Source organism: Bradyrhizobium sacchari (assembly GCF_002068095.1).
Lineage (GTDB): Bacteria > Pseudomonadota > Alphaproteobacteria > Rhizobiales > Xanthobacteraceae > Bradyrhizobium > Bradyrhizobium sacchari.
Genome location: NZ_LWIG01000069.1, coordinates 152,252 through 175,557 on the forward strand (window position 1 = coordinate 152,252; position 23,306 = coordinate 175,557).

Consider the following 23,306-nt stretch of genomic DNA (forward strand, 5'->3'; position numbering starts at 1 on the left):
GCGTCCCGCCTGACGGGGCGGCGCGCAGGTTCTTCTTGCGCCCGATGATCGGAAAAAGCCATGGCCCTGACAAGCGTTGATCGCAGGTCCATCTGCAGCATCGGCATGGGGACGAGAGCCGCTCTGGACTAATTCCGCTTAGCGGAGTTTGCTCGATTTGCAGGGCGCGGCAAACTCGCTAAACAGGGCGCCTGAGGTTACAAAGGGAAGGAAATACCGGATGGCAAAGGACGGCTTGTGCGCAATCGTGACGGGGTCCGCATCCGGGCTGGGTGCGGCGACTGCGGAAATTCTCGCGCGGAGCGGGGCGCGGCTCGTCATCAACTATTCGTCGAGCCAGAAGGAGGCCGAGGCCACCGCGGAAGCCTGCCGCAAGGCTGGCGCGGCGGAGGTCCTGGTTGCGCAGGGCGACGTCTCCAAGGATGAGGATTGCCGCAAGATCGTCGCGGCCGCCAGCGCCTGGGGCCGCCTCGACATCCTCGTCAACAATGCCGGCACCACCAAGCATGTCGCCCATGCCGATCTCGACGGATTGTCGGCGGAGGATTTCCAGCGGCTCTATGGTGTCAACACCATCGGCCCGTTCCAGATGGTGCGCGCGGCGCGCCGGCTGCTCGAGGCCGGTGCGAAGGCGTCGGGCCGGCCTTCGGCGGTCGTGAACGTGTCGTCGGTCGCCGGCATCAGCGGCGTCGGCTCGTCGATCGCCTATGCCGCCAGCAAGGGCGCGCTCAACACCATGACCTTGTCGCTGTCGCGCGCGCTGGCGCCGCTGATCCGCGTCAACACGGTGTGCCCCGGCTATATCGACACGCCCTGGTTCACCAAGGGCCGCGGCGAGGCGGGCGCCAAGCAGGTGCGCGACAGCGTGGTGGCGAAGGTGCCGCTCAAGGTCGCATCGAGCGCCGACGACATCGCCCAACTCGTCTGCTTCCTGGCGATGCCCGCCTCCAGCAACATGACCGGCGAGGTTGTGCGCATGGATGCGGGGATGCATTTGACTACTTAACTCGTCATTGCGGGCGAAGCGAAGCAATCCAGAACCTGTCCGCGGTGACAGTCTGGATTGCTTCGTCGCAAGAGCTCCTCGCAATGACGACGTGGAGGCAGTGTGACTTCCACCGACGCCTCAGCGGCCTACCCCTTTATCACCCCGCTCGCCACCAGGCGGTGCCAGATGAACAGCACCACCACCGCGCCGATCGTGGCCATGATGAAGCCGGCGCCCTGGTCGGGGCTGTAATGACCGATGGCCTGGCCGACGAAGGTCGCCAGAAACGCGCCGGCAATGCCGAGGATGGTGGTGAGGATGAAGCCGCTCGGATTGTTCGGCCCCGGTGCAAGCCAGCGCGCGATGAGGCCGGCGACGAAGCCGACGACGATGATCCACAACAGGCCGCCGAAACTCATGACAGTGCTCCCCTTGTCCTGAACGCGTCGATCAGACGTTGATTAAATCCTTCCCGAGATCTCATTCTCGGTCGGCAGCCGTCCGTCCGGCGTCAGGTGATCGACCACCTGCGGCAGATATTGGCTGAGACCGGAGAGCAGTTCCTCGCGCGACAGGCCGCTCTGGGCGGACAGGCTCTCGATCTGGTCGGCGCCGAGCGCATTGGCGAGATCGCCGGGCGCGATCGGCTTGTTCTCGCCCTTGCCGACCCAGGAGTTCGCGGCCTCGCCGTGGCCGCCCTGCTGAAGCTGGTTGAGGAGATCGCCGAGCCCGCCGCTCAGCACGGTGCCCGCCGCGCCACCCGCGAGCAGGCCGCCGAGGCCGCCCTTGAGCAGATCGCTGAGGCCGCCGCTGCCGCCGGGGAGCGCGGCGTTGCCGGTATTGACGGGCGTCGGCGGCGGCAGCGGTGAGCGCTGCTGCGGGGCAGGCGCGGCGTCGGGCTGGCCCGCCGTCAGATGCTTGAAGGCCTTCCAGGCGAGCAGGCCGAGCAGCGCCATCGTCATCGGCGACATGCCGCCGGAGGATTGCTCTGAGCTTGGTGTGCTCTGGCCGCGGGGGCCGTTCTGCATGCCGTTGAGGACATCGAGTAGACCCATGGTAGCCTCCTTTGGCGTCTCGTTCTGCGAGCGCTCGCCGCTGACTGCCCCCGGGGCGAAAACATATGGGGCTCTCATGACGGTTACAAGGCGGATGCGTCGCAACCGATGGGCAGGCGGCGCTGCCTCTGCTATCCAAGGCGGAACGTTAAGGAGAACAAGGTGGTTGCGGATCGATCCATCGTGGTGGCCGGCGCGGGCGCCATCGGCTGCTTCGTCGGCGGCATGCTGGCATCCGCCGGCCGCCGGGTCGCGCTCCTGGTGCGGCCGCGGGTGAAGACCGAGATCGAGCGGTTCGGCCTGCGCCTGACCGATTTCGACGGCTCGGAGAAGAAGCTCGATGCCGGCCAGCTCGCTCTCTCGGAAGACCCTTCGATCTTCCACAGCGCCGGCATCGTGCTGGTGACGGTGAAGAGCGCCGACACCGCCGATGTCGCCGATCAGATCGCGCAGCATGCGCCGCAGGATGCCGTCATCGTCTCGCTTCAGAACGGGATCGGCAATGTCGCGGTCTTGCGCGAACGCCTTGGCGGCCGGCCTGTGCTCGCCGGCATGGTGCCGTTCAACGTGGTCGCGATGGGTGAGGGGCGCTTCCACCGCTCGAGCTCCGGCGACATCCATGTCGGAGCAGACGCGGCAAACACCGCCGGGGCGCTTTCGGTGCCCGGCCTCAACATGCGCGCGAGTGGCGACATCACCGGCGTGCAATGGGGCAAGCTGATCATCAATCTGAACAACGCGCTCAGCGCGCTGTCCGACATGCCGCTCGCCGCGCAACTGGCAAACCGCGACTGGCGAAGGCTGTTCGCCGACCAGATGGCGGAAGGGCTGGCCGCGCTGCACGCCGCCGGCATCGCTCCGGTCTCGTCAACCCCGATCCCGATGAACTGGTCTCCGACCTTGCTGCGGTTGCCCGACATGATCTTCAACGCGATCCTCGGACGGACCATGAAGATCGATCCCGAGGCGCGCTCCTCGATGTGGCAGGATCTGAAGCAGGGCCGCAAAACCGAGATCGACTATCTGCAGGGCGCCGTCATCGCGCTTGCCGAGCAGAACAATGTTGCCGTGCCGCTGATGCGCCGCATTGTTGCGCTGATCAGGGAGGCCGAACACGCCGGCAAGGGCCCCCCGGGGCTTTCGCCACAGCAGATACGCGGCTAGCGCTTGCGCCCGTCATTCCATGGAGACGCGTGATGAAACGTAGCTTGATGATCGGGCTTGCTCTCGCCGCGCTCTGCGGCACATCGACGCTCGCCTACGCCAGGCCGCCGACGGTCGTGCCCTCGCCCGGCTACGACAGGCGATTGCAGGAAAGCAGGTCGCAGCTGGGTGGTTCGGCGACGCCAACGGCGGATGCGCCGGTGATCAAACCGAAGCGGGCAAAGAAGAAGCACGCGAATTGAGGATGGGGCGGGAAGCTCTATCCATGCGTCATTGCGAGCGCAGCGAAGCAATCCAGAATCCGTCCGCGGAAAGACTCTGGATTGCTTCGCTGCGCTCGCAATGACGGCTGTGGTTGGCTACCCCTTTTTCGCCGGCTTGCTCGGCGTCGGGTTGAACAGCCTCTTCAGGTCGTTCAAGCTTTCCGACAGCCGTGGCCATTCGCAGGAGAACGAGCCCTTGGTGCAGGGCGCGCCTTTCGGGCGCTGGCCCGCCGCCTGCTGCACCTTGGGCCGTTCGACCGGAACGGGCACGCGCTCGGCCTCGGTGCGCAGCGCGACCCGCTGAAGCTGCTGCACCTGTTGCTCCTGCTGCTCGCGCTGCTGGCGTGCGGTGGCCTGGGCCGCTTCATTGCTGCGGCGCCGATTGGCGAGGTAGGCGGTATAGGCTTCGTCGATCTTCCGCTGCTCCTCCGGGGTCGGGTTGGGTCCGGCGATGTCGAAGGTGCGGTCCTGGAGGAAGTCGTAATAGGTGTAGCCGCCACCCGGCTTGCGACGGCCGGCGAACTTGGCGTTGCAGTCGGCGAGCGCGGATGTCTTCTCGGCCTTCGTTGCAGCCTTCTCGGCGATATCGGCGCATTCCTCGAAATCGATAGGCGCGCGCTTCCACCACTGGGCCTGGGCATGCGACTGCGTCAGCAGAAAAATTCCTGCTGTGGCAATAAGAAGCGCCGCACGACGCGATGCAACGACAACCGACATTTTACGAGAGCATTCCTTACACGACTCAACCCGAACCGAGTCGGACCAGATTTTTGCCCCTTTATCGCCGGCTTGTCACCCATGGAACCCGGGAATTTCATGGCCGCGATGCTGACATTTTTTGCTTGACGTGGCGCAGGAGTCACAGCCGTGCGGCACATGTTGCGCTTAGACTTTTATCGATTTGAATCCGAGGGGAATCTTCGTCATGAGAGCGCTGGCCCGACTTGCCGCACTCGCCCTGGTGCTGATTTGCGGTCACGCCTTCGCTGCGGACGAGGATGCGCCCAACCGCAAGCCGGTGAAGGCCATCGGCGATGCCAGGCTCTCGGTCGGCGGGCGGGGAATGCTGCCGCTCTACCTCTCGCGCGACTGGTCGATGCCGCTGCCGGCGGTCTCGCGCGCGGTCATCGTGCTGCATGGACGGCTGCGCAATGCCGACGAATATTACATCTCGGCGAACAACGCGCAGGCCGCCGCCGGCGACGACGGCAAGAGCGCGCTGATGATCGTTCCGCAGTTCCTGGCGGAGATCGATGTCGAGGCGCACAAGCTGCCGCAGGACATGCTGCGCTGGTCGCTCGAGGGCTGGGAGGGCGGCGATGCCGCGCTGGCGCCGAATCCGGTGTCGTCCTTCGAGGCGCTCGATGCGATCCTGGCAAAACTCTCCGACCGGCGCGTCTTTCCGAACCTGAAGCAGGTCGTGGTCGCCGGGCATTCCGGCGGCGGTCAGGTCGCGCAGCGCTATGCGATCGCCGGCAGGGGCGAGGCGCCGCTGCTGCGGCAGCACATCGACATCCGCTATGTCGTCGCCAATCCCTCTTCCTATGCCTATTTCAGCGCCGAGCGGCCCGTGCCGAAGGTTGCCGCATCCTGTCCCGGCTACGACAACTGGAAATACGGCATGGGCGATCGTCCGCCCTACCTTGCGGACGCGACACCCGCTGCACTCGAGCAGCGCTATGTCGAGCGCGAGGTGATCTACCTGCTCGGCACGCTCGACACCAATCCAAAACAGTCCGCGCTCGACAAGAGCTGCATGGCGGAGGCGCAGGGGCCCACGCGCTACGCCCGCGGCCACGCCTATGCCGAAGTGATGGCCAAGCGCGACCACGGCACGCCCAACCATCGGGTCTGGGATGTCGCCGGCGTCGGCCATGACGGCGACAGGATGCTGACCTCGAAATGCGGGCTCGCGGCGCTGTTCGACAGTCCTGGCTGCGGCGCGGAGCGCTGATGCGGGTGCCTTGAAGGCGCAGCTTCCGCTGTTACACTTCGTCCCGCAAGCGCCTCACCCCGGGGCGCTGCCAAGAAGCTGTTGCGCGACGAGCGCGCTGCGTGGATGAGGGAAGGGCGCGCCTTGCGGATTCTGCCGGTGAAGACGCCGGCGCACGCCGAATAAGAAAATTCACGAAAGGACTCTTTGACATGACCATCACCATCGCAACGAACAGCGTGCCGAAGCCGCCCGCCGACATCATCGCGGGCTTTCGGGACGCGCCGACCTCGGTCATTTCAGACAACCTCGCCCGCTTGCCGGGTGCGGTCGGGCTCAAGCCTTATCATCGCGGCGGCAAGCTGGTGGGGACGGCGTTCACCGTGCGCACCCGGCCCGGCGACAATCTCGCCATCCATCGCGCGCTCGATCTCGTCGGGCCCGGCGACGTCATCGTGGTCGATGGCGGCGGCGACGAGACGCGGGCTCTGATCGGCGAGATCATGAAGAACATCGCGCAATGGCGCAAAGCCGAAGGCTACGTCATCGACGGCGCGATCCGCGATGTCGCGGCCTTCGCGGCGGACGATTTCCCCTGCTATGCCCGTGCCGTGATCCATCGCGGCCCCTACAAGAACGGCCCCGGCGAGATCAATGTGCCTGTTACCGTCGGCGGCAGCGTGATCGCCCCCGGCGACATCGTCGTCGGTGACGAGGACGGCGTGGTCTCGTTTCCGGCCGCAGGTGCTGCGGCGTTGCTGGAAGCGGTCCGCGCCCAGGTCGCGCGCGAGGAGGAGACGCTGAAGGCGATCCGCGAGGGCCGCTACCAGGGCTCCTACGGCAAAGCTTGATCGGAGAACAACGAAGGGGAGAATGGCGTGAGCCAGAAGGACGAATTCCACAATATCGACAATCCCGACGACGGCCTCTTCCGCGAGCTCGCCGCGGGGGTGACCACGCGCATCTTCTCCGGCGAGCAGGCGATGCTGTCGGTGGTGACGTTGGCCCCGCACGCGCAAGGTTCGCTGCATCATCATCCCGAGGAGCAATGGGGCGTGCTGCTCGACGGCTCCGCCATCCGCGTCCAGGGCGATGAGGAGATCCCGGTGAAGAAGGGCGATTTCTGGCGCACGCCCGGCAATGTGCCGCACACCATGCGCGCCGGCCCCGACGGCGCCCGCGTGCTGGACATCTTCAGTCCCCCTCGGCCAGAATACAGGAAAGCAGGGTCGGGCTTCGGGACGACCTGAAGCGCTGCGCGCATCAGGTATTTATCTGAGCATGATCTCTTCGGAAAGCCGCTGATGCTTTTCCGGATCATGCTTGAGCGCCAAAGAGCAAAAAGCCGGGCGCAAGAACAAAAGGGAGGGGACCATGACGATCACACGACGCACGCTCTTGGCCGCGCCGGCCGTTCTCGCAATGGCGCCTGCGGTCGCGCAGGCCAGCAAGATCACGCTGGTCGTGCCGTTTCCGCCGGGTGGCTCGACCGACGCGATGGCGCGGCTGCTCCAGAGCAATCTACAGACAAAGCTCAACCGCATCGTCGTGGTCGAGAACAAGTCGGGCGCCGCCGGCGCGCTCGGCGCGGCGCAGGTCGCCAAGAGCCCGGCCGACGGCGCGACCTTCCTGGTGACCTTCGATTCCCACGCGGTGATCCCGTCCATCCTCGACAAGCCGCCGGTCGATGTCGAGCGCGAGCTGATGCCGGCGCTGCTGATCGGCACCGCGCCTTATGTGATCGCGGCCGGCGCCGGCCGTCCCTACAAGAGCTTCGCCGACGTGGTCGCCGCCTGCAAGGCGACGCCCGGCGCGGTGAAATACGCCTCCGTCGGCATCGGCACGCTCGGCCATCTCGCCATGACCGTGCTCGGCAACAAGGCCGGCGTCGAGATCATGCACGTGCCCTATCGCGGCGGCGGTCCGGCCATGAACGACGTGCTCGGTGGCCATGTCGATCTCATCGCGGGATCGGCGGCGCTGGTCGCCGCCCAGCTCGGCACCAACATGCTACGACCGATCCTGCAGCTCGGCCGCGAGCGACTGCCGGCCTTGCCGGACACGCCGACCGCGATAGAGGCCGGCTTTCCGGATTTCGAGACGCTGGCCTGGTGGGGCATCTTCGCGCCCGCGGGCACGCCGCCCGACATCGTGTCGGCCATGGCAACCGCCTCAAAGGAGATCCTGAGCGAGCCCGCCACCGCCGCCCAGCTCAAGGAGACCCAGCACATGACGCTGCTGCTCCAGGACGGCCTCGCCTTCAAGACCTTCTTCGACAAGCAGGTCGCCTATTGGGGCAAGGTGGTGAAAGACAACAATATCAGGGCGTAGTCGGCCGCCGTTTCATGGCCCGCGCAGGGGCCGCGCGAAACTGAGCTCATGGCCGTCGGGGTCGGTGAGATGGAAGTAGCGCTCGCCCCATTCGGCATCGTGCGGCGTGGTCGACGGCTGCCATCCGGCAGCGCGCGCCTGCGCGTAGGTCTCGTCGACATCGGCCACGTAGAAGATGACCCGGCCCCACCAGGACCACAGCTTGTCTTCCGGTTGTGCGGTCAAGTTGAGGTAGCCGGTCCCGACGCGAAAGCTGGTGAATGCGGCGGCTTCGCCGCCATACAGGAGCTCGAACCCCAGCGACCGGTAGAAGTGCACGGCGCGCGCCATGTCATGCGTGCCGAGCGTGATGGCGCTGATGCTTTCGATCATGTGAGCTGCTCCGCCGCGAGGGGCCTGGAAGCGATTGTATAGCCGCCCCGTTCAGGTTGACGATGGTCTGGCCCGCCTGACGGCTGGCGAACCGCATTTTGCTCTGCTATGACGGGGCGAGCCCGTCCCCATGGGTTCCGCGGTCCCGTAGCTCAGCCGGATAGAGCGGCGGTTTCCTAAACCGTAGGTCGGAAGTTCGAGTCTTCCCGGGATCGCCATTTTGTCATGGGCAATAGCTGCTATTTGGCAGGCTCTTCGGCGCAAGAATTGCTAGAAGCACAGGACTTCCTTCCCGGCCTCGCCGACAAATCGGCTGCGCCTCACTTCCCTGTCCGGAGACCATGATGCCTTTCGACTTGATCCTGCGCGGGGGGCGGGTAATCGACCCGTCCCAGAAGCTCGATGCCGTGACCGATGTCGCCTTCGCCGGCGGCAAGGTCGCTGCAGTCGGGGCCGGGCTCAAGGCGGATCCGGGCACGGAGGTGCGTGACGTCTCGAAGTTCATCGTCACGCCGGGGCTGATCGATCTCCACACCCATGTCTATTGGGGCGGCACTTCCCTCGGCATCGATGCCGAGGAATTCTGCCGCCTCTCCGGCGTCACCACGGCGGTGGACACCGGCAGCGCCGGTCCCGGCAATTTCGCGGGCTTCCGCAAGCACGTGATCGAGCCGAGCCAGGTCCGCATCCTCGCTTATCTGCACGTCTCGCATGCCGGCATCTTCGGCTTCTCGCACCGGATCATGGTCGGCGAGAGCGAGGAGCTGCGGCTGATGAATCCGATCGAGGCGGCCATGGTGGCCGATGCCAATCGCGATCTCATCGTCGGCATCAAGGTGCGCGTCGGCCTCCACTCGTCGGGTACGTCCGGCGCGGTACCGCTCGACATCGCGCTCGAGGTCGCCAATGAGGTCGGCATGCCACTGATGGCGCATATCGACCATCCGCCGCCGAGCTATGAGGAGGTGCTGGAGCGCCTGCGTCCCGGCGACGTGCTGACCCATGCGTTCCGCCCCTTCCCCAACACGCCGGCGACCGCACAGGGCACGGTGAAAAAGGCGGTGCTGGACGCGCGCGAGCGCGGCGTGCTGTTCGACATCGGCCACGGCAAGGGCTCGTTCGCGTTCAAGACCGCACGCGCCATGCTCGCCAACGGCTTCTATCCGGACACCATCTCCTCCGACATCCACCAGCTCTGCATCGATGGCCCGGCCTTCGACCAGGTCACGACCATGTCGAAGTTCCTGTGTATGGGCATGGAGCTCTCCGACGTCGTTGCGGCCTCGACGGTGAACGCGGCGATGGCGCTGCGCCGCCCCGAGCTCGGCAGCCTCAAGCCCGGCAGCGTCGGCGACGCCACGCTGATTTCGGTTCGGCAAGGCCAGTTCGACTATGAGGACGTCGTCGGCGAGCACCTGATTGGCGATCGCAAGATCGTCTCGGAGGGTGTCGTGGTCGGCGGCCGCTGGTGGCATCCGAACTGAGACAGCACTAACCCTGCTCGCGATAGAATTGCAGCAGCCGCGCGCCCGCCGGCGAGAGCCAGTCGGGCGTCCCAGTGATGTAGCCTTCGACGCGGCTGCTCGTTCCGACGAGATAGGTGATGGGCATGCCGACGAGCGAGAACATCGTGGTCGATGCTTCGGCTGCCGCGCCGTAAGGATCGGCATAGCAGGCGAGGTTCTGCACGGCGAGGCCGCCGAGAAACGCGCGGATCTTGCGCAGGTCTTTCGTGTCCGTGCAGATGGCGACGATATCGAGCCGGTCGGGCCGCGATCTCGCAAGGCTTGCGAGCATCGGCAGATCGAGCTTGCAGGCCGCGCACCAGGTCGCCCAGAAGTTCACCAACGTGATGCGGCCCGGCCTCGCCGTCACGATCGCATCCCGGCCCTGCAAATCCTGAAGGCGGAGCTGTGGCATCATCGTGCGCGGCCGCACCAGTGTGAACTGGCTGCGGCCGGCCTCGAACACCGGCGGCCAGCTGTCCTCCGCGCGGCCGGCGGGCGGGACAGCGAGAGAGGCTGCTGCGGCCATCAGGACTGACCGTCGCGACAGCGGTTCCGCCTTACGCATGGATATAGGCCCAGCCCTTCAGTTGCAGATCGACGACGCGCCCGATCCCGAACGGGACGAGGCTCGCGCCTGATATCAGCGGGATGGAGGTCTGTTCCTTGGCTTCCGCGATCGCCTTGGACGAAGCGCACATGCTGTAGGTGAGATTGGGCAGCGATTGCCGCAGCGTCGCGAGCGGCTCGACCAGCGGGGTTCTGTCGGCGCGGAAGACGTCGATGCCCTTGCCGTTGGCGACGACCTCGATCAGCAATTTTGCGCCCCGGTCGGCAAAATGCTTGGACAGGTTGGCCGAATAGCTGATCGCATGCCCCATGACATAAGGCTCGTTGCTGTCGATCAGGATGACGACGCCCTCGGTGAGGCGATCCTCCTTGGCCGCGGCGGCGCCGCCGGCCGTGAGGATCGCGCTGCCTGCGAGCAGGCCCCTGCGGGACCATCCCTTGGCTAAGATCATGGCCGCGACGTTCCTGTTGGTCAGAACTGCCGCGGCGCGATCGGAGCCTTGCTGTTGCGTCCCCACAGCACGAACAGGCTGAGGGCCAGCAGGACGACATTGAGCGGCGTTACCGCGGCCTCGCCGCGCGAGAGGTGGAAGAGAAGCGCAATCACCTGCAGCACCGAGCAGCCGAGCGCAGCGAGCACCGTCAGCCGCGGCAGGATCCGCGTCAGCGCCGGCAGCAGGATGCCGATCCCGCCAGCGAGGTCGACCAGCGCGATGGAGCGGACGAAGGTCTCGGAATATTGCCCGGCCCAGGGCATCATCGCGGCCAGCTGCGGAATGGGGGTGGTCAGCTTGACGAACCCTGCCGAGATGAAGACGAAGGCGAGGACGACCTGCGCGATCCAAAGGCCGATGCGAAGGGCGCGGCCGGGGGTGGCGGTCTCGAGGGTGGTGGTGGACATGGCGGTTCTCCAAAGAATGAGGGCCGCCACCATTTGATGGTTTCTCCATTTTTGATCATTATGTGTTCCTGGATTGGTTCATTTCCTGGATGTTGATGATCTGATGGATACGCTGGTCAGCATGAGGGTGTTTTGCCTGGTCGCAGAGCTGAAGAGCTTTGCGACCGCGGCGCAGCGCCTGCGCATCTCTCCCGCCATGGCAAGCAAGCACGTGATGCAGCTCGAGAAGCGGCTAGGTACGCGGCTGCTCAACCGGACCAGCCGGCGCGTCAGCCTGACCGAGAGCGGCGCGCTGTATTTCGAGCAGGCGCGGCAGATGCTCGATTCGCTCGACGAGGTCGAGACTGCCGTCAGCAAGGCGACCGTCGTTCCGCGCGGCACGCTGCGGCTGACCGCGCCGGTGTGGATGGCGAACACGATCTTTGCGGGCGTGCTGGCGGACTACCAGGCCCGCTATCCGGAGGTGTGCATCGACATCGATCTCAGCGGGCGCCTCGTCAATCTGGTCGAGGAGGGTTTTGATCTCGCCTTGCGCGCGACGGCTGCGCCCGAGGAGGCGCTGATCGCGCGCCCGATCACCAGCGTGCCGTTCTACCTGGTGGCCACGCCCGCCTTCCTCAAGCGCGCGGGCCGTCCGAAGAATTTCGCCGATCTCTCCGGCCGGCCCCTGTTGCACTACGCGCTCTATCCAGGGGAAAGCTTCTCCCTGAACAGGAACGGCACGGTCGAGACCGTCAAGCTCAACCCGGTCCTGCGCAGCGGCAACGAGACGCTGCTCCACATGGCTGCGCTGGAAGGCATGGGCTTCGCCTTCCTGCCGAAATGGCTGGTCACCGAGGACATCGCCAGAGGACGTCTCGTGCATCTGCTGCCCAACGAAGTCATCTTCGAGGGACGACTGCTCGCGGTCTATCCCAGCCGCAAATATCTCTCCGCGAAAGTGCGGACCTTCATCGACTTCGTCGCCGCCGACAAGCGGATGAGGTGAGCCGGGATAGCCCGATCACAACGACCGCGCGATCAGCAGCTTCATGATCTCGTTGGTGCCGCCATAGATCTTCTGGATGCGGGAATCGATGAAGATGCGCGAGATCGGATATTCCTGCATGTAGCCGTAGCCGCCGAACAGCTGGAGGCATTCATCGGCGGTCTGGACCTGCTTGTCCGAGCACCAGTATTTCGCCATCGACGCCGTCACGGTGTCGAGATCTTTCGCGACCAGGCGCTCGATGCACCAGTCGACGAAGACGCGCGCGATCATCGCCTCGGTCTTGCGCTCGGCGAGCGTGAAGGCGGTGTTCTGGAAGTCAAGCAGCGGCTTGCCGAATGCCTTGCGCTCCTTGGCGTACTCGGTGGTGAGTTTTACGGCGCGCTCCATCGAAGCGACGGCGCCGACCGCCAGCGCAAGCCGCTCCTGCGGCAATTGCTGCATCAGCTGGACAAAACCCTGGCCCTCTTCCTTGCCGAGCAGGTTTTCCGGCGGGACCGTGACATTGTCGAAGAACAGCTCCGACGTGTCGGAGGCGTGCAGGCCGATCTTGTCGAGGTTGCGTCCGCGCTTGTAGCCGTCGGCGCCCGCGGTCTCGACCACGATCAGTGAAATGCCTTTTGCGCCGGCCTCGCCGGTACGCGCGACCACGATGACGAGATCGGCGGCCTGGCCGTTGGTAATAAAAGTCTTCTGGCCGTTGATGACGTAGGAATTGCCCTGCTTCTTCGCGGTGGTCTTGACGGCCTGAAGGTCCGAGCCGGTGCCGGGTTCGGTCATGGCGATGGCGCCGACCATCTCTCCGCTCGCCATCTTCGGCAGCCAGCGCTGCTTCTGCTCCTCCGAGCCGTAATTGAGGATGTAGTGCGCGACGATGGCGCTGTGCACGGACACGCCGGTCGTCAGCTCCGGCACCGTGCTCTCGAGATCGTCGAGCACCGCCGCGTCATAGGCGAAGGTCGCGCCCAGACCGCCATATTCCTCCGGCACGCTCGCGAGCAGCGCGCCCATCTCGCCGAGCCCGCGCCAGGCGAAGCGATCGACCATCTTCTGCTCGCGCCATTTTTCGGCATGCGGCGCCAGGTCCTTGGCAAGATATTTCCGGAACTGGTCGCGGAAGACGTCGAGCTCTTCGGTCATCCAGGAGGAGCGGTAGGACATGGCGGCCTCGATCGTTGCTGGCGATGTGCCCGCTCAGCCGTGCCACAAGGCCGGATGCGGGCGCAAGCCCGCCGCCTTGCTACGCCCGCTGAAGCTGCCAATGATTGTGTCTTGAGGCTGCGCCCGGCCGATGCCCTATCCCGCCTGCGCGGTTTTGCCGCCGTCGACGACGAACTGCCCGCCAGTCGTGTAGGGGTGATCATCCGAGGCGAGCGCCAGCGCGAAGGCCGCGATCTCCTCCGCAGTCGCCACCCGCTGCATCCCCGGCACGTGGCTCTTGGCCCATTGCGCGATCGCCACGTGCCAGGCTGCATCGGGGAGATTTTCCATGCCGGCGAGCCTGCGGATGAACGGCGTGTCCGTGGTGCCGGGGATCAGCGTGTTGATGCGGATGCCGTGCTGGGCATATTCGAGCGCCGCGGCCTGGACCATGCCGACAAGCCCGCGCTTGGCCGCGGAATAGGCAGAGCGCTTCGCCGTCGTGGCGATGGCGTTGGATGACGAGGTGACGACGATCGATCCACCCTTCTGCATCATGTGTGGAATCTGGTACTTCATCGACAGGAACACGCCGCGCAGATCGGTATTGATCACGTCGTCGAATTCGGCTGCGCTGTACTGATGCAGCGGCTTTTCGATGGAGATCCCGGCATTGTTGAAAGCGACGTCGAGGCGGCCATGAAGATCGATCGTCTTGTCGACCAGGGCCTTGACCTCCGCCTCGTTGCGGACGTCGGCCCGGACGAACGCCGCATCGCCCCCGCCCGCCTTGATCTCGTCCTCCACCTTCGCCCCGCGCTCGACGTTGCGCCCGCAGAACACGACCTTGCCGCCTTCGGCGGCGAACATTACCGCGGCGGCGCGGCCGATGCCGGAGGTGCCGCCCGTCACGATGATGACCTTGTCGGTGAAACGCTGGCGGCCACTCGGCTTCTGCTGCGGCAGCGCCGCGCCCTGACCGAGCGCCACGCCGCCGACGAGGCCGCCGACCGCACTTGCCAGCATGCCCAGCATGGCGCCGCCGACCAGATGGCGCCGTTTCAACGGGGAGGCCATGGTGCTATGCTCAGTTTCGGTCATTTCGAACTCCGGGCCGGTCTATCTAAACAGTGTTAAGTTAGATAGCCCTCAATCTGAACAGTGTCAAGTTACGCATGACGAAACCGATCGCGCCCGCGCGCGCCAAGCCGAGCCACAAGGTTCCGAAGCCGGAAGCCGGCTATCATCATGGTGAGCTTCAGGAAGCCCTGATTGCGGCCAGCGAGGCCATTCTCGCCGAGCACGGCGCCGAAGGTTTCACCTTGCGCGAGGCTGCCCGCCGGGCCGGCGTGTCGCCGGCCGCGCCGTCGCATCATTTCGGCAATGCGCAGGGGCTTTTGACCGAGGTGGCGATCCGCGGCTATGCCGCGCTTGCCGACGCGCTGCGGGAGGCTGCGTCCCGCAAGCAGGATGCGCGCGAAAAACTCCTCGCTCAAGGCCTGGCCTATGTCGAATTCGCGCTGAAGCATCCCGGCCGCTTTCAGATGATGTTTGCCAACAAGCGCCTCGTCGCGGACGATCCGCGTCTCGGGCAGGCGAGCAGGGCGGCCGGCCGCGAGTTCGAGATCATCATCGCCGAGCTTGTCGGCGGGACGCCGAGGCAAGCGAAGACCGCGGCCGCGGCCGCCTGGTCCACCGTTCACGGCTTCGCGAAGCTTGCCCTCGAAGATAAGTTCGGCTCAGTGAACAGCGAAGCCGGATACCGCGAGATCATGGCGAGGCTCAATCACGTCCTGAACTATCTTTGGCCGGCGAGCAGCGCGCGTCGCTAAATCCAGATCGAGGGTTGAACGGGTCATGACAGCCAAGGCGACCGAGCTCAAGCTCGACATCGAACGCATCGGCACGGTCTCCGCGATCCTGACGCAGCCGGCCCATGCGCGCGCCTGCTACGTGCTGGCGCACGGCGCGGGTGCTGACATGCGGCATGCCTTCATGGCGAAGGTCGCGGTGGGCCTCGCCGAGCGCGGCATTGCGACGTTCCGCTTCAATTTTCCCTACATGGAAGAGAAGAAGGGCCGCCCCGACCAGCCGGCCGTCGCGCATGCCGCCATCCGCGCGGCTGTCGCGGAGGCGGCGCGACAGTGCCTCGGTGTGAGGCTCATTGCCGGCGGAAAATCGTTTGGCGGGCGCATGACCTCGCAGGCGCAGTCCAAGGCGCCACTGCCTGGCGTGAAGGGGCTCGCCTTCCTCGGCTTTCCCCTGCATGCCGCCAAGAAGCCGTCATCCGAACGCGCCGAGCACCTCGCCAGCATCGCGATCCCCATGCTGTTCCTGCAAGGCACGCGCGACGACCTTGCCGATCTCGGCCATCTCAAGCCTGTCATCGCGGCGCTCGGCGCGAAGGCGACGCTGCATGAGATCGAAGGCGGCGATCACTCCTTCGCGGTGCTGAAGAAGTCCGGCCGCAGCAATGACGAGGCGCTCGCAGAAGTGCTGGATGTGCTCGTCGCCTGGATCGACCAGCTCGCCTGAGGCGCGAGCATGATCCGGAAAAGTGCGCAGCGGTTTTCCGAGAAGATCATGCTCGAAAAGACAACCTGAAGCGCGCGCTTCACGCCGAATAAAGCCCCTTGTCGCGCGCCTTCTGGATCGCGAGCGCAGCGATCAGATCGAGCGTCGGCGTCGACAGGCCGGCGGTGCGCGCGAAGGCGGCGGGGGCCTTCACCAGCACGTCGATCTCCATGGCGCGGCCGAGCTCGTAATCCTGCAGCAGCGATGGCTTGTGGTTGGGAGCGGGACCACTGCGGCTGACGCGCTTGACCTCGGGGATGAAGTGCTGGGCGATGTCGTTGGCCTCGTTCAGCATGCGTGGAATGACTTCGGTAAAGGCCGGGTCATCGCGCACCGCGCGTGCGGTCTGGCCGGTGAGCAGGCACAGCACCGACAGCGACATGTTGGTCAGCAGTTTTGACCAGATCGCCTCGCGGATTTCGGCCACTGGCGGCGATTCCAGCCGCGCGTCGTTGAAGACGTTGCGGAGCTTTGTGATGCGCTCGCAATTGCGATCGTCGCATTCGCCGATCAGCAGGCGGTTGCGATCCGGCGTCAGGTTCTGCACGACACCGGGCGCGGTCACCTCGTTGGACGAGAAGATGACCCCGCCGATGATCCGCTCCTTCGGTATGCAGGCGCGCAGGCGGCCTCCGGGATCGAGGAACGAAATGTCCGGCGGTGTCGGATGCCGCGGCGGCAGGCCGATGCCATACCACCAGGGAATACCATTCTGCGCGAACACGATGGCGGTATCGTCCTGCAGTAGCGGCTTGATGCTGGAGACCAGGCCCGTCAGCGCGGTTGCCTTCAGCGTGGAAATCACGACGTCCTGCGGGCCGAGCTGGGCCGGATCCCCCGACGCGTTCACCTTGGCGCTCACCTCGGAATCGCCAACCCGCAGCTTGAGGCCGTTCGCGCGCACCGCTTCCAGATGCGCGCCGCGCATCACGCATGAGACCTCATGGCCGCCGCGTGCCAGCCGTACCGCAATGTGGCTGCCGACCGCGCCCGCGCCGAAAATGCAGATGCGCATGTATGTCCTGTCCCTGATCCCATGGTGCCGCCCGAAAGACAGCATGACACAAGCCGCCATGCGATGGACGCGGCCGCCCTACGCCGGAAAGATATGGATCAAGGTGCGCGGCCTCGGCCATAGTGCGCGGCAAACAAACGATCGGAGGATCGCCGATGACTGCCAGCCCCGTCCTGTGGAGCCTCGATGAACGCGGGGTTGCAACCGTCACGTTGAACCGGCCGGAGGTCAACAATGCCTATGACGGCGCGCTGATATCAGGCGTGCTCGCGGCCATGGACGATCTGGCCAAGAAGCCGGCCTTGCGGGTCGTCGTTCTCAGAGGCAACGGCAGGCATTTCCAGGCCGGTGCCGACCTCAAATGGATCAACGGCGTGCGGCCGCAATCGGCCGAGGCCAACGAAGCGGCCTCGCGGGCGACCTTCGAGGCCGTGCAGCGGCTCAACACCTTGCCCATCCCGACGGTCGCGCTGGTGCAGGGCGGCTGCTTCGGCGGCGGCACCGGCGTGATCGCGGCCTGCGACGTCGTGATTGCCGCGGATAACGCCCTGTTCTCCATCACCGAGGTGCGCTGGGGCCTGACCGCCGCGATCATCATTCCGCAGCTCTGCGACGCCATCGGTGTACGGCAAGTCCGCCGCTACGCGCTCACCGGCGAGCGCTTCGGCGCCGAGGACGCTCGCCGCATCGGCCTCGTCCATGAGGTGGTGCCGCTCGCCGATCTCGAGGCCGCAGGAGCCAAGGTGGTCGAGCAACTGCTTGCCAACGGGCCGGGGGCGATGGCCGAGACCAAGAAGCTCGCGCTGGAAAGTTCGTTCGGCGGCATGGCAGTGGACGATGCCGCCTATCAGCGGCTCGTGCAGCTGCATTCGCTCAAGCGCCAGAGCGCGGAAGCGGCGGAGGGGCTGGCCTCGTTCGCCGAGAAGCGGGCGGCGAAGTGGAGCGGCGGGAAAGGTTGAGCGTCAGCAGCCGCGGCAGATGTTGTTGATGCTGCGATAGACGGCGTCGTCGTCCTGCCGCATCTGGCGCAGGGTTTCGAGCGTCGTGCTCTCGGCGGCCGGCGCGGCCGGCTTGCGCTTCGCCGCGAGCTCGTCCTCCTGCCGCTTGTAGCAGGCTTCGCGATCGGGCTTGGCCTGGATGAAGCGGCAGTTCTGCTCCAGGGCCAAGGCGGCGGTGGTTGAGATCGCGAGCGAGATCAGGGCGGCGAACGCGTATTTCACGAATGTTGAATCCATGGCGGCCCTTCTCTCAGGTCTGTCACGCGAGAGCAATTGCGATGTTGCGACAGGTGCCCGACACGGCGCGCACCGCGTGGCCCGTCTCACAGTTGACACGGCCTACAGCGACGGCGCCAGTGACGTTTTCAGCAGCGTCAGCAACGCCTGCACCGCAGCGGCGTTGCGCCGCCGCTCGGGGATTGCGGCCTTCACCCACAATTCCGGAATGGGGAAGTCGCGCAGCACCGGCTTCAGCGTGCCGTCACGCAAGGCATCCGCGACCAGATAATGCGACGTCAGCGTGATGCCGTTGCCGGCGATCGCGCTGCGTTGGACGAAAGCAGCGGGCTGACCTGGATGCTGATGCGGCCGCGCGGTCCGTCGAAGACCCATTCCGGGCCGGTGGGCATGAAGCTGAGGCAGCGATGCTCGACGAGGTCGCGCGGATGCTTCGGCGTTCCGTGCTTCTTCAAGTAAGCGGGCGAGGCGCAGAGCAGTCGCTTCAGCGGACACAGCGGTTCGTCGACCACGCCGCCGAACGAATGCGGGAAGGCCCCGATGGCGATGTCGAAGCCTTCGGTGACGGGATCGACCGGGCGGTCGATCAGCACGATCTCGAGCTTTAATTTCGGGTTCTGGGTCTGGAACGCGCTGAAGGCGTCGGCGAGCCGTGCCACCGTCAGCGAGGTCGGCGCCTTGATGCGGAGGTGATCGACCAGATCGTGGCCCTTCTCGCCCATGCGCGAGAGCAGGTCGGTGGCATCGGTGACGACGCCGCGCGCGCGATGCACGTAGCGCTGGCCGGCCTCGGTGAGACGCAATTGCCGGGTCGAGCGGTGAAACAGCGGCGTGCCGATCCGGGCCTCCAGCTGCGTGACGCGCTTGGCCACGACCGAGGTCGAGACGTTGAGCTTGCGTGCCGCGGCGGAGAAGCCGGCGGCATCGGCGGTGGCGAGGAAGGCCTGGAGGTTCACGAGGATGTCCATTTCAACCTTTCTCGATTCGCGAAAACTGATCGCGTATTTTGGTGGATTGTAGCCCGACCTGCGTTAATTCATAGTCGCCCGCAAGCAAGAGATTTCGGGAAGGGACGCGCCATGCGGGCCACGACGATCGAAGAACCAGCGCGCCAAGTGCCGCTCTACGGCGAATATGAAGTCGTGGTGCTCGGCGGCGGCCCCGCCGGCATCATCGCGGCCGCCTCCGCGGCGCGCGCGGGGCGGAAGACCCTGCTGATCGAGCGCTACGGCTTCCTCGGCGGCATGGGCACCGCGGCCGGCGTCACCAATTTCTGCGGCCTGCACGGCAACGTCTACGGCAAGGCGCACCGGCTGGTGCAGGGCATGGCATCCGAGCTCCTGGCGCGGATCGATCTTCTCAACGGCCTCAACACACCGCACCTGATCCTCGGCAAGGTGTTTGCCCAGGCCTACGACACCGCGGCCTACAAGATCGCGGCCGACGGGCTGCTCGCGAGCCACAAGGTGCACATCCTCTTCCATGCCCTCGGCGCCGGCGTGGTGATGGGCGACAACAGGCGCATCGATGCGCTGCTGGTCGAAACCAAGGCCGGCCGGCAGGCGGTGCGCGCCGAGATCTTCATCGATTGCTCCGGTGACGGCGATCTCGCGGTCTGGGCCGGTGCGCCTTATGAGATCGGCGACGAGCACGGCCATCCGCTTTATCCGTCGATGATGCTCCGTCTCAACGGCATCGATCCGGAGCAGGCGGGCGAGGCCTGGCGCACCATTCCGCAACTGATGGAAAAAGCGCTTGCCGCCGGCACGCACACATTCCCGCGCAAGAGCGCGATCGTGCGGCCGCAGAAGTCCGGCATCGAATGGCGCGTGAACTTTACGCAAGTGGCGCGCGAGGACGGCCACGCCATCAACGGTGTCGAGCCCGACGATCTCACCCGTGGCGAGATCGAGGGCCGCAAGCAGGCGCTCGCCGCGTTTGAATTCCTGCGCACCGTGCCCGGGTTCGAGAAGTCCTACATCGTCGATCTGCCGCCGCAGCTCGGCATCCGCGAGACCCGCCGCATCAGGGGCGGCTATCAGCTCAGCGGCGAGGACGTGCTCGGCTGCGCCTCGTTCGAGGATTCCATCGGTGTCAACGGCTGGCCGATCGAGGCCCATGTTCCCGGTGACGTCGTCTTCACCTTTCCGCCAATCCCGGAATCCCGCGGCTACAACGAGCTGCCGTACCGGATGCTGGTGCCCGAGGGCGTGGACAATCTGCTGGTCGCCGGCCGCTGCGCCTCGATGACCCACGAGGGCCAGTCGGCGGCACGGGTCTCTGGTGCCTGTTTCGCGATGGGCGAGGCGGCCGGTTCCGCCGCCGCATTGGCGCTCTCCGGAAACCGGCTTCCCCGCGAAATCCCCATTGAAAAATTGCAGGAAACGTTGAAACAACAGGGCGCCTTCATCGGGCGGGACCAGGCGGTGCCCGAAGGCCTGTAACGAACTGCAAGACAACACGAGAGGAAACGGGATGATCGGAATTGCACGGCTCGCTGCTGCCGGCCTGATGGCGATCATGGCGATGGGCACGGCGCGGGCCGAGGACGTCCTGAAGGCCAAGGTCGGCGTGCTCCGCCTGTCCTCCTCCGCGCCCGTCTTCATCGCGCAGGACAAGGGCTATTTCCGCGAGGCCGGCCTCGATGTCGAGCTGAAATTCTTCGATGCGGCGCAGCCGATCGCGGTCGCCACCACCTCGGGCGATGTCGATTTCGGCGTCACCGCCTTCACGGCCGGTCTCTACAATCTCGCCGGCAAGGGCGTGCTGAAGGTGATCGGCGGCATGAGCCGTGAGAAAGCCGGCTATCCCCTGATCGGCTATTTCGCCAGCAACAACGCCTATGCGAGCGGCCTGAAGACGCCGAAGGATCTCGCCGGCAAGCGCGTGGCGATGACGCAGGTCGGATCGAGCTTCCACTATTCGCTCGGCCTGCTCGCCGACAAATACGGCTTCAAGCTCGCGGACGTGAAGATCGTGCCGCTGCAATCGCTGTCGAATGCGGCCGCCGCGCTGAAGGGCGAGACCGTCGATGCGGCGCTTCTGCCGATCTCCACCGCGCGAAAACTGATGGACGAAGGCGGCGCGAAGTTTCTGGGCTGGGTCGGCGACGAGACGCCGTGGCAGCTTGGCGCGGTGTTCGCCTCGCCGAAGACGCTGACCAACAAGGCGCTGGTGACGAAATTCCTCGGCGTGCTCGCGAAAGCCGACCGCGAATATCACGACGTCATTCTCGCAGCGATGAAGGACGGCACAGCCCCGATCAACGAGCAGACAAAGCCGTTGCTGGAGATCATCGCAAAATACACCAATCTGCCGGTCGAGCAGGTGGTCGGCAACTGCGCCTATATCGATCCCGACGGCAAGCTCGACGTGAAGAATGTCGACAACCAGATCAAATGGCTGCAGGAGCAGGGCTTTGCCGACAAGGGCTTTGACGCCGATACGATCATCGCGAAGGATTATGTGAAGGCGGACTGACCTTTCGTCATTCCGGGGCTCGCGAAGCGAGAGCTATGGCGCGCACTTGCGCACCTGAGAATCTCGAGCTTCCGGGTCTGATCCTACGGATCATCCCGGAACGACGGAGAACAGGATAGACCAGACAGCATGGACCTGATTGCCAATCACATCACCCATCGCTTCGGCGATCTCGCCGTGCTCGACGACGTCTCCTTCACCCTCAGTGCGGGCGAAGTGGTGGCGATCGTGGGGCCCTCGGGCTGCGGCAAGAGCACGCTGCTGTCGATCCTCGGCGGGCTGCTGCAGCCGACCTCGGGCGCGCCTGAGCTGCGCGGGGCGCCGCCGGCGGACAGTCTCAATCCGCTGACCTTCGTGTTCCAGGATTTCGCGCTGCTGCCCTGGGCCACTGTCGAGGAGAACGTCGAATTCCCGCTGCTGCACACCCAGCTTTCGGCGGCGCAGCGCCGCGCGCAGGTCGAGGATGCCTTGCGCCGCACCGGGCTGACCGATTTTCGCAAGACCTATCCGAAGCAGCTCTCCGGCGGCATGCGCCAGCGCGTCGGCATCTCGCGTGCGCTCGCGGTCAAGCCTGCGATCCTGCTGATGGATGAGCCGCTGTCGGCGCTGGATTCGCAGACCCGCGAGCTGCTGATGGAGGATTTCGTCCGCCTGCTCGCCGATGGCGGCATGGGGGCGGTCTATGTCACCCATAATCTCGAAGAGGCGGCGCGGCTCGCCGATCGCATCGTGGTGCTGTCGCGGCGGCCCGGGCGTATCCGCGAGGTCGTGACCGTGCCGATGACGCGCGCGGCGCGCGGCGAGGCCGCGGCGCGCGAGAAGCTGCTCGCGCTGCAGAACCAGATCTGGTCGCTGATCCGCAACGAGGCGATCGATGCCGAGCGCGAGGTGCAGCATGCTTGATCGCGCGGCGACGAAAGATGAGACGACCCGGCGCGTCCGCTTCCGTGGCGCCGGCTTCGTGCCTGCCTCGAGCCGCTTCGGCGGCTGGATTGCGCTCGGGCTCGTCATTGCGATCTGGCAGGCCGCCGGCAGCGCAGGCCTCGTCAATCCGCTGTTCCTGCCGGCGCCGTCGGCGATCATGCGCGCGATCTATCAGCTCGCGATCTCAGGCGCGCTCTGGGAGCATGTGTCCGCCTCGCTGCTGCGCATCGGCGTCGGCTGGCTGCTGGGAACGGTGGCCGGCGTCGCCGTCGGCTTTGCCATCGGCCTGTCGCGGCTGGCGCGCAGCGTCGGCATCACCTTCATCTCGGCGCTGTTCCCGATCCCGAAGATCGCGCTGCTGCCGCTCCTGATCCTCTGGCTCGGTATCGGCGAAGAGCCGAAGATCGCGACCATTGCCTTGGGCGTGTTCTTCTCGACCGCGATCTCGGTCTATAGCGGCGTCGATGCCGTGCCGCGCAACCTGATCCGCATGGCGCAGAGCTTCAACGTTCCCTTCGCCACCATCGTGCGCAAGGTAATCTGGCCTGGTGCGCTGCCCGCGATCCTCGCCGGCTTCCGCATCACCGCGTCCGTCGCATTGTTGCTCGTGGTCAGCGCCGAGATGATCGGCGCGCAATACGGAATCGGCGCCTTCGTGCTGCAGGCCGGCAATCTGATGCAGACCGATCAGCTGCTCGCGGGCGTGGTGATCCTGTCGGTGTTCGGCCTTGCGGTGGGCAAGGTGATCGGCTGGCTGGAGACGCGGCTGCTGCACTGGCGGTGAGGCATGCTCCCGTCATTGTGAGCGCAGCGAAGCAATCCAGAATCTCTCCGCGGTGACAGTCTGGATTGCTTCGCTGCGCTCGCA

General features: G+C 65.7%; 27 protein-coding genes, 1 tRNA gene and 1 pseudogene. 17 read left to right on the forward strand and 12 right to left on the reverse strand.

The window, feature by feature from the left end; genetic code table 11:
• The first annotated feature begins 220 nt into the window (after positions 1-220).
• Entirely contained in the window at positions 221-1,006 is a 786-nt protein-coding gene (locus A5906_RS40330; protein ID WP_080140604.1) for an SDR family NAD(P)-dependent oxidoreductase, read from the forward strand.
• 128 nt (positions 1,007-1,134) lie between these two features.
• Here the strand turns inward: A5906_RS40330 and A5906_RS40335 are convergent, their stop codons facing one another.
• Complete coding sequence (locus A5906_RS40335) at positions 1,135-1,407, reverse strand: GlsB/YeaQ/YmgE family stress response membrane protein (RefSeq protein ID WP_080140605.1); 273 nt, start codon at positions 1,405-1,407, stop codon at positions 1,135-1,137.
• Positions 1,408-1,449: 42 nt separating this feature from the next.
• The gene (locus A5906_RS40340; RefSeq protein ID WP_080140606.1) at positions 1,450-2,043 is read right to left on the reverse strand and encodes a YidB family protein; all 594 of its coding nucleotides are present in this window, start codon (positions 2,041-2,043) and stop codon (positions 1,450-1,452) included.
• A 162-nt stretch (positions 2,044-2,205) separates the two neighbouring features.
• Here A5906_RS40340 and A5906_RS40345 point away from each other — a divergent pair, with 162 nt between their 5' ends.
• On the forward strand, positions 2,206-3,207 hold the full coding sequence (locus A5906_RS40345; protein ID WP_080140698.1) for a 2-dehydropantoate 2-reductase: 1,002 nt from the start codon (positions 2,206-2,208) through the stop codon (positions 3,205-3,207).
• A 32-nt stretch (positions 3,208-3,239) separates the two neighbouring features.
• Complete coding sequence (locus A5906_RS40350; protein ID WP_080140607.1) at positions 3,240-3,449, forward strand: hypothetical protein; 210 nt, start codon at positions 3,240-3,242, stop codon at positions 3,447-3,449.
• Between the two features lie 117 nt (positions 3,450-3,566).
• Here the strand turns inward: A5906_RS40350 and A5906_RS40355 are convergent, their stop codons facing one another.
• Positions 3,567-4,187 (reverse strand): hypothetical protein, encoded by a 621-nt coding sequence (locus A5906_RS40355; protein WP_080140608.1) that lies wholly within the window; start codon positions 4,185-4,187, stop codon positions 3,567-3,569.
• 208 nt (positions 4,188-4,395) lie between these two features.
• Here A5906_RS40355 and A5906_RS40360 point away from each other — a divergent pair, with 208 nt between their 5' ends.
• From A5906_RS40360 to A5906_RS40375, 4 genes are all read left to right on the forward strand, one after another.
• A complete protein-coding gene (locus tag A5906_RS40360) occupies positions 4,396-5,424 on the forward strand; it encodes an alpha/beta hydrolase (RefSeq protein ID WP_080140609.1) in 1,029 nt (342 codons plus the stop codon).
• Between the two features lie 191 nt (positions 5,425-5,615).
• A complete protein-coding gene (locus A5906_RS40365) occupies positions 5,616-6,254 on the forward strand; it encodes an RraA family protein (RefSeq protein ID WP_080140610.1) in 639 nt (212 codons plus the stop codon).
• 27 nt (positions 6,255-6,281) lie between these two features.
• Complete coding sequence (locus A5906_RS40370; protein ID WP_080140611.1) at positions 6,282-6,653, forward strand: dimethylsulfonioproprionate lyase family protein; 372 nt, start codon at positions 6,282-6,284, stop codon at positions 6,651-6,653.
• A gap of 124 nt (positions 6,654-6,777) precedes the next feature.
• The gene (locus A5906_RS40375) at positions 6,778-7,734 is read left to right on the forward strand and encodes a tripartite tricarboxylate transporter substrate-binding protein (RefSeq protein ID WP_080140699.1); all 957 of its coding nucleotides are present in this window, start codon (positions 6,778-6,780) and stop codon (positions 7,732-7,734) included.
• Between the two features lie 12 nt (positions 7,735-7,746).
• Here the strand turns inward: A5906_RS40375 and A5906_RS40380 are convergent, their stop codons facing one another.
• Entirely contained in the window at positions 7,747-8,106 is a 360-nt protein-coding gene (locus A5906_RS40380) for a VOC family protein (RefSeq protein ID WP_080140612.1), read from the reverse strand.
• A 141-nt stretch (positions 8,107-8,247) separates the two neighbouring features.
• Here A5906_RS40380 and A5906_RS40385 point away from each other — a divergent pair.
• Together A5906_RS40385 and A5906_RS40390 are read left to right on the forward strand one after the other, a co-directional pair.
• Positions 8,248-8,324 (forward strand) — tRNA-Arg (locus tag A5906_RS40385).
• Positions 8,325-8,450: 126 nt separating this feature from the next.
• Complete coding sequence (locus A5906_RS40390) at positions 8,451-9,590, forward strand: amidohydrolase/deacetylase family metallohydrolase (protein ID WP_080140700.1); 1,140 nt, start codon at positions 8,451-8,453, stop codon at positions 9,588-9,590.
• Between the two features lie 7 nt (positions 9,591-9,597).
• On the opposite strand, the gene A5906_RS40395 is transcribed toward A5906_RS40390, so the two are convergent.
• The 3 genes from A5906_RS40395 to A5906_RS40405 are packed head-to-tail and all read right to left on the reverse strand — an operon-like array spanning position 9,598 to position 11,082.
• A complete protein-coding gene (locus A5906_RS40395) occupies positions 9,598-10,140 on the reverse strand; it encodes a TlpA disulfide reductase family protein (protein ID WP_167523713.1) in 543 nt (180 codons plus the stop codon).
• 31 nt (positions 10,141-10,171) lie between these two features.
• Positions 10,172-10,633 (reverse strand): DsrE family protein, encoded by a 462-nt coding sequence (locus tag A5906_RS40400; protein WP_080140614.1) that lies wholly within the window; start codon positions 10,631-10,633, stop codon positions 10,172-10,174.
• A 20-nt stretch (positions 10,634-10,653) separates the two neighbouring features.
• The gene (locus tag A5906_RS40405) at positions 10,654-11,082 is read right to left on the reverse strand and encodes a DoxX family protein (protein ID WP_080140615.1); all 429 of its coding nucleotides are present in this window, start codon (positions 11,080-11,082) and stop codon (positions 10,654-10,656) included.
• 103 nt (positions 11,083-11,185) lie between these two features.
• On the opposite strand from A5906_RS40405, the gene A5906_RS40410 reads away from it, so the two are divergent.
• On the forward strand, positions 11,186-12,070 hold the full coding sequence (locus tag A5906_RS40410) for a LysR family transcriptional regulator (RefSeq protein ID WP_080140616.1): 885 nt from the start codon (positions 11,186-11,188) through the stop codon (positions 12,068-12,070).
• Positions 12,071-12,085: 15 nt separating this feature from the next.
• Here the strand turns inward: A5906_RS40410 and A5906_RS40415 are convergent, their stop codons facing one another.
• Together A5906_RS40415 and A5906_RS40420 are read right to left on the reverse strand one after the other, a co-directional pair.
• Positions 12,086-13,231 (reverse strand): acyl-CoA dehydrogenase family protein, encoded by a 1,146-nt coding sequence (locus A5906_RS40415; protein ID WP_080140617.1) that lies wholly within the window; start codon positions 13,229-13,231, stop codon positions 12,086-12,088.
• Positions 13,232-13,366: 135 nt separating this feature from the next.
• Positions 13,367-14,311, reverse strand: coding sequence for an SDR family NAD(P)-dependent oxidoreductase (locus tag A5906_RS40420; protein ID WP_080140618.1), 945 nt, complete (start codon positions 14,309-14,311; stop codon positions 13,367-13,369).
• Positions 14,312-14,385: 74 nt separating this feature from the next.
• Between A5906_RS40420 and A5906_RS40425 the strand changes: the two genes are divergently transcribed.
• Both A5906_RS40425 and A5906_RS40430 read left to right on the forward strand, forming a co-directional pair.
• A complete protein-coding gene (locus tag A5906_RS40425; RefSeq protein ID WP_080140619.1) occupies positions 14,386-15,042 on the forward strand; it encodes a TetR/AcrR family transcriptional regulator in 657 nt (218 codons plus the stop codon).
• A 25-nt stretch (positions 15,043-15,067) separates the two neighbouring features.
• On the forward strand, positions 15,068-15,745 hold the full coding sequence (locus tag A5906_RS40430; RefSeq protein ID WP_080140620.1) for an alpha/beta hydrolase family protein: 678 nt from the start codon (positions 15,068-15,070) through the stop codon (positions 15,743-15,745).
• Between the two features lie 79 nt (positions 15,746-15,824).
• On the opposite strand, the gene A5906_RS40435 is transcribed toward A5906_RS40430, so the two are convergent.
• Positions 15,825-16,799 carry a ketopantoate reductase family protein gene (locus tag A5906_RS40435; protein WP_080140621.1) on the reverse strand — a complete coding sequence of 325 codons (975 nt, stop codon included), beginning with the start codon at positions 16,797-16,799 and terminating at the stop codon, positions 15,825-15,827.
• A gap of 155 nt (positions 16,800-16,954) precedes the next feature.
• Here A5906_RS40435 and A5906_RS40440 point away from each other — a divergent pair, with 155 nt between their 5' ends.
• Positions 16,955-17,758, forward strand: a complete 804-nt coding sequence (locus tag A5906_RS40440; RefSeq protein WP_080140622.1) for an enoyl-CoA hydratase-related protein — start codon at positions 16,955-16,957, stop codon at positions 17,756-17,758.
• 3 nt (positions 17,759-17,761) lie between these two features.
• Here the strand turns inward: A5906_RS40440 and A5906_RS40445 are convergent, their stop codons facing one another.
• Both A5906_RS40445 and A5906_RS40450 read right to left on the reverse strand, forming a co-directional pair.
• Complete coding sequence (locus A5906_RS40445) at positions 17,762-18,034, reverse strand: hypothetical protein (protein WP_080140623.1); 273 nt, start codon at positions 18,032-18,034, stop codon at positions 17,762-17,764.
• A 102-nt stretch (positions 18,035-18,136) separates the two neighbouring features.
• Positions 18,137-19,002 (reverse strand): annotated as a pseudogene (locus A5906_RS40450) (LysR family transcriptional regulator).
• Positions 19,003-19,113: 111 nt separating this feature from the next.
• On the opposite strand from A5906_RS40450, the gene A5906_RS40455 reads away from it, so the two are divergent.
• From A5906_RS40455 to A5906_RS40470, 4 genes are all read left to right on the forward strand, one after another.
• Positions 19,114-20,478: an FAD-dependent oxidoreductase gene (locus tag A5906_RS40455; protein WP_080140624.1), complete on the forward strand. Its 1,365-nt coding sequence runs from the start codon at positions 19,114-19,116 to the stop codon at positions 20,476-20,478.
• A 31-nt stretch (positions 20,479-20,509) separates the two neighbouring features.
• Positions 20,510-21,514, forward strand: coding sequence for an ABC transporter substrate-binding protein (locus A5906_RS40460; protein WP_080140625.1), 1,005 nt, complete (start codon positions 20,510-20,512; stop codon positions 21,512-21,514).
• A 129-nt stretch (positions 21,515-21,643) separates the two neighbouring features.
• Positions 21,644-22,417, forward strand: coding sequence for an ABC transporter ATP-binding protein (locus A5906_RS40465; protein WP_080140626.1), 774 nt, complete (start codon positions 21,644-21,646; stop codon positions 22,415-22,417).
• On the forward strand, positions 22,410-23,222 hold the full coding sequence (locus tag A5906_RS40470) for an ABC transporter permease (protein ID WP_080140627.1): 813 nt from the start codon (positions 22,410-22,412) through the stop codon (positions 23,220-23,222). Before A5906_RS40465 ends, A5906_RS40470 begins: the two co-directional genes overlap by 8 nt.
• Positions 23,223-23,306: the final 84 nt, after the last annotated feature.